A 4,940-nucleotide genomic window follows, 5' to 3' on the forward strand; every position below is an offset into this window, starting at 1 on the left:
AGTTGGCGACCAGTTCGCTGGCCGTGAGCACCCCGAGGTCGCGGAGCTCGTCGGGGAACCGCCAGGAGGAGAGGACACCGCCCGCGAAGGCCCGGGCACGCGGGGTCGCCTCGATGCCGCCCCGCGACGGCGCGGAACCGGCACCGGGCGTCGGCGCCGACCTCTCCGGGGGCAGCGCCTCCACCACCCTCGCCCTGCTCGCCGCCGGGCTCCCCGGCCGCCCCGGGACCGTCTTCGGCACGGGTTCCACCCTTGCCGGTGAACGGCTGCTCGCTGTCACCTTCAACGACCTGACCCCCGGGGGCGCGGAGGGCCGCGCCGCGCGCCTCGCGGAGCTCGAACGCGCCCGTGCCATAGGGGAGGACCCCCGACTCCACCACGTCGTGGTCGCGGCAGCCGAAGAGGCCCTGCCCTACGCCGCGTTGGACGAAGTCCACCTCACCGACGAACCCGGGCCCTCACTGGTCGGCGTCACCCGGCACCGCAGCCGCCTCGCCGCCGGCAGCGCCGACCACATCATCGGCAGCGGCGCCCGGCAGGTCCTCGACGCCCACCCCGCGCGCCTCGCCGACCTGCTGCTGGACCGCAACCGCCGCTACGTGCTGCGCCCGGTCACGGCGCTGGCCCGCGCCAGCCGGGACGGCAACCGCTCGGTCCTGACACCGCTGACCATCTACCGCGCCGCGCGCCGCCTGGCCCGGACCCCCTACCGCGACGGCCTCGCCGGCGCCGCGACCCACCTGCGCGGCGTCTCCGACCCCACCGCCGACACGCCCGACACCGCGCTCGCCACCTCCCTCGCCTCCCTCTCCTGGAGCCGGCCGGGGCCCGCGGCCCGCTGGCTCACCGGCGAGGCACTCGCCGAGGTGTCGGTCCGGCTGGAGGCCGCCGCGGCCCATCCCCGCCACAGCGCCGACAACGGCCGGCCCGGCGTCGCCCGCGCCCGCGCCGCCCTCGCGCGCAGCGCCGCGGACCACCGCATCTTCGTGCAGGCCGTCGAACGCCACCACCAGCGGTTGCACGCGCCGTTCTTCGACAACCAGGTCGTCCGCGCCTGTCAGGCGCTGCCGGAGACGCTGCGGGTCCAGCCCGGTGCTCGCGCCGAGGTGCTCCGCGCCGTCCTCCAGGGCGCCGGGGTCCGCGAACTGCCGCTCGGCTGGGGCGCTTCGAGCCGCGAGGCCGCCGCGGAGAGCGCCCTCGCGGGGCTGCGCGCCGCGCTGCCGGAACTGATGGAGCTGTTCGCGGCGCCGCTGCTCGCCGACGCCGGCCTGGTCGACGCCCGCGTGGTGCGCAAGGCGCTCCGGGCCGCCACCGAGGGCGAGCCGCTGCCGCTCGACGGCATCGCCGAACTGGTCGCCATGGAGGTCTGGTTGCGACGCCTGCTGGCGCGCCGCGGCTCCTGCTGGTCCACCTCCGGCGACCACCAGCCGCGTGCGGTGACCAGCGGCGTCACCCCCTGACCGGCCCGCCCCCGGGCCGCGGCGCCCACCCCCGGAGCCCCGCCCGGTTCTGTCCGGTGAACGGCGGCGGCGCGGCCCGCGGCGCCCGGTGCACCCGACCGCACGGGCCGCACGGGCCGCACCGACTGCACGGGCCGCACGGGCCGCACGGGCCGCACGGCGGAGCGTCGCCGCAGCTGTCCGTCGCCCGTGCGTGACGCCCCGACACGGAGATGCCGTGCCGGGCGATGCGGGCCGGGCGGGATGCCCCCCGGGCAGGCCGGTCACAGCCCCGCTCGGCCCCGGTTCGGCGGGTCAGCCGCACTCGATGGCGGACTCGGCCCAGTTGGCGAGCCCCAACGCCCCCAGCGCGCCGCGGGGTTCGACCACCAGCCGCAGTGACTGCACGCCGTCCACCGACACCCGCAGCGTCTGCGGCGGATCGCCGCCCTCCAGCACCGACGACGTCCACAGCCGCGCGCCGTCCCCGTGCACGGAGAACACCGCGCCGCCCAACGCCGACGTCGAGTCGTCGATGCCGACACGCGCCCGGTACACCTGGCACGGCCGGTTGAGGTCGATCGTCACCGTGGAGACCGTGGAGACGGTGATGCCGTGCGCCTGCTGCTGCCCGCCGATCGACATTCCGGCGCGCTGCCAGGCCCAGCTGCTGCCGAGCAGCCGGAGCGTCGGCTGGTCGGAGTTGCCCAGCAGGTCGTACGCGAGGGAGCGCACCTCGTAGGACTCCCGCTCCGGTTCCGGTTCCGGCTCGGGTTCCGGCTCGGGTTCCGGCTCCGGTTCGGGGTCCGGTGCCGGATCGGACGGCCCGGGCTCCGGTTCCGGGTCCGGGTCCGACGGCGCGGGTGCCGGGTCCGGCGCGGGCGCGCCGGGGGCCGGAGGTCCGGGTTCGGCGGGCGGGTCCGGTTGCGGCTGCGCGGGCGGCGGCTCCGTCACCGCCTCCTCGGGCACCTCCGGCGCCGGGTCCGACGGCTCCGGCTCGGGTTCGGGCTCCCGGTCGGCCGGCGGCTCCGTCTCCGGGGCGGGGACCGCGGCACCGGGCTTGTCGGCGACGTCGCGCGACGACTCGCCCGTACCTCCCATGAACAGCAGCGCCAGCGTGGCGGCGGTGACCGTCGCCGCGACGGCTGCCGCCATCCCCACCTTCACCGGCGCCCCCAGCCCCTCGGACGCGGCACCCGCGGACGTGCTCCCGGAGCCACCCCCGGCGGCCGCGGCGGAGCCGCCCCCCGCCCCCGCGGCGGCCGCGCCGCCCCAGAAACCGGCGCCCTTGAGCGTGGAGCCCGCGGCGAACCAGCCGATGACCGCGATCGGCAGCACGGAGCGGATGTGCTGGTTGAGGTCACGGACCTCCAGCGCCGCCGCCGAACAGGCGTCGCACTCCCGCAGGTGTTCCCGCAGGCCGCGCTCGGCCCGCGAGCGCAGCCCGCCGCGCGCGTAGGCGCCGAGCCGGTCCGCGTACCGGGCGCATCCGCCGCCGTCGGTGAGCGCCCGGCTGACGTGGGCCTGGAGGTAGGCCTGCTTCAGCCCCTCCCGCGCCCGGTGCGCCAGGACCGAGGTCGCGTTGGGCGTCAGCCCCAGCAGCGGGGCGACCTCCTGCGGGGAGGACTCCTCGACCGTCGTGTGCCACAGCACCGTCTGCCACCGTTCGGGCAGGCTCCGGAACGCCTGCACCGCCATGGAGCGCTCGGCGACGTGCATCGCGCGCACGTCCGCGCCCGCCTCCGCGGTCTCCTCCACCTGCCGGCTGCCGCCCGCGGCGGACACCGCGAACACGGCGAAGTCGTCGACGAGTTGCTCGCGCCGACTGGTCCGCGACCATGCGGCGGCGACCCGGCGGACGGAGGTCAGCAGGTAGGCGCGGACCGCCGTCTGCGGCCCGGCGCCGCCCCGGATCGCCTGGAGGGTGGCGGCGAAGACCTCGTTGGTGAGGTCGTCCGCGGTGTCCGCGTCGCGGCAGCAGCTCCGGGCGTACCGGCGCACCGCGTCCACGTGCCGGCGGTACAGCTCCTCCGAGGCGAGCGCGTCACCCCCGCGGATCAGCCGCACGAGCTCCAGGTCGCCGGCTTCGGCCGCCGCGGGGCCGGCCGCACCGGCGGACGGGGAGCCGCCGAACGGCTGCGCCGCCACCCCGAGGCGACGGCGCTGCCGGGGCACGGCGTGCTCGTCGTCCGTCTGCGCGTCGGCGCCCGGCTCGTCGGTGGGCCCGCCGTCCGAAGGGGCTCCGTCGGGGGCGGCGCCGTGATCCGCCGCACCGGGTTCCCCCTGCGGCTCGGCCGGCTGTGTCGGCCCGGCCGGGGCCGCGTCGCGGAAGGGAGGCGGCACGGGGACCCCGGGCGCCTCGTCGCGCTCGGCCGCGCCGCTGGGGTGCCCGGAACGCGGTACCGGCCCCGGGGCCGCCGCGGGGGTGCCGTTCCCGCACGGGCCGCGGTCCGCCGCGTCGGACGTCATCGGCGGGTCGGACTCCCCGCGCTCACCCTGTGGTTCGCCCGGACCGTCCATGCTCATGCGGTAAGCCCCCGAGGCTGTCTGCGTCCTTGACGAGCCCCCTTCGGCCCGCGCGTCGCGGCGCGCGGGGGCTCAAGGCGTAGCGTCCCACACCGGGGACCCTCCGTGTGCGGTGATTGGCCGGAACCACCCGTCCGTGGGAGCGGCGCGCCTCAGGTGCGCGCAGGGCGCAACCCCTGGAGGAGGATGTCCAACAGCCGCTCGGAGAGCATCGCCTGACGGGCCGCGTCGGCCACCGGCGGCGGAGCCGTCGCAATGACCAGCAGCACGTCCGCCACCGACGCGTCGGAACGCAACTGCCCCGCCAAGCGCGCCCGTTCCACCAGCCTGTGCAGCAACTCCAGGAGCTCGCCGGTGTGTTCGGGCAGGGATTCCTCCGGTGAACGACCGGCCGAGCCCGGCGGCGCGACCCGCACCGCCGGCGGCACCCCGTCGAGCTCCTCCGGTGCCGTCCGCGGCTGCGGCACCCGCTCCGCCGCCGTCCCCGCGCCGGCGTCGCCGCCGCCCACGGGGCCACCCGGCGCGAACTCGCCCGTCGCGTCGCCGCCCGCCGCCTCCGCCGGCCGGGGCGGCATCCCGAGCCCCACCCCGACGGCGAACAGCTCCGGCAGCAGCCGGCCGCTCCGCGCGGACGACGCGAACCGCACGAACCCCTCCAACGCCGTCCACGGCTCGGTCGGCTCGGAGAGCGAGGACAGCGCCCGCTCGACCAACCGCCGCGTCTCCAGCTCCGTCACGTAGCGGACCAGCGCCTCCTTGTTCGGGAAGCGCCGGTAGACCGTGCCCACGCCGACCCGCGCGCGCCGCGCCACCTCCTCGACCGGCGCCTCGTACCCCTGCTCGCCGAAGACGTCCCGCGCGGCGTCGAGCACGTGGCGCGGGGAGATCGAGCCGGCGGCCGCCTCCGGCAGGAACGGCTGGTACGTCATGTACGGCTCGGGGGAGACCACCACGATCTCCACCGCCCCTCGCCGC

At 77.8% G+C, this 4,940-nt stretch carries 3 protein-coding genes; 1 reads left to right on the top strand and 2 read right to left on the bottom strand.

Annotated features, from left to right (window positions below; translation table 11 throughout):
- On the top strand, positions 1–1,460 hold a 1,460-nt coding region (locus tag HCN52_RS21845), incomplete at its 5' end, for an asparagine synthase-related protein (RefSeq protein WP_168090160.1).
- Between the two features lie 294 nt (positions 1,461–1,754).
- On the opposite strand, the gene HCN52_RS21850 is transcribed toward HCN52_RS21845, so the two are convergent.
- Together HCN52_RS21850 and HCN52_RS21855 are read right to left on the bottom strand one after the other, a co-directional pair.
- Positions 1,755–3,965, bottom strand: a complete 2,211-nt coding sequence (locus HCN52_RS21850; protein WP_245175352.1) for a sigma-70 family RNA polymerase sigma factor — start codon at positions 3,963–3,965, stop codon at positions 1,755–1,757.
- 152 nt (positions 3,966–4,117) lie between these two features.
- On the bottom strand, positions 4,118–4,940 hold an 823-nt coding region (locus tag HCN52_RS21855; RefSeq protein WP_312876829.1), incomplete at its 5' end, for a helix-turn-helix domain-containing protein.

Origin of the sequence: Streptomyces bohaiensis (assembly GCF_012033785.1) — a bacterium.
GTDB classification, from domain to species: domain Bacteria; phylum Actinomycetota; class Actinomycetes; order Streptomycetales; family Streptomycetaceae; genus Streptomyces; species Streptomyces bohaiensis.

What these genes read in the sequence shown, in the direction of transcription:
- HCN52_RS21850 (WP_245175352.1), bottom strand. Translation starts at nt 3,965, where the DNA reads ATGAGCATGGACGGTCCGGGCGAACCACAGGGTGAGCGCGGGGAGTCC.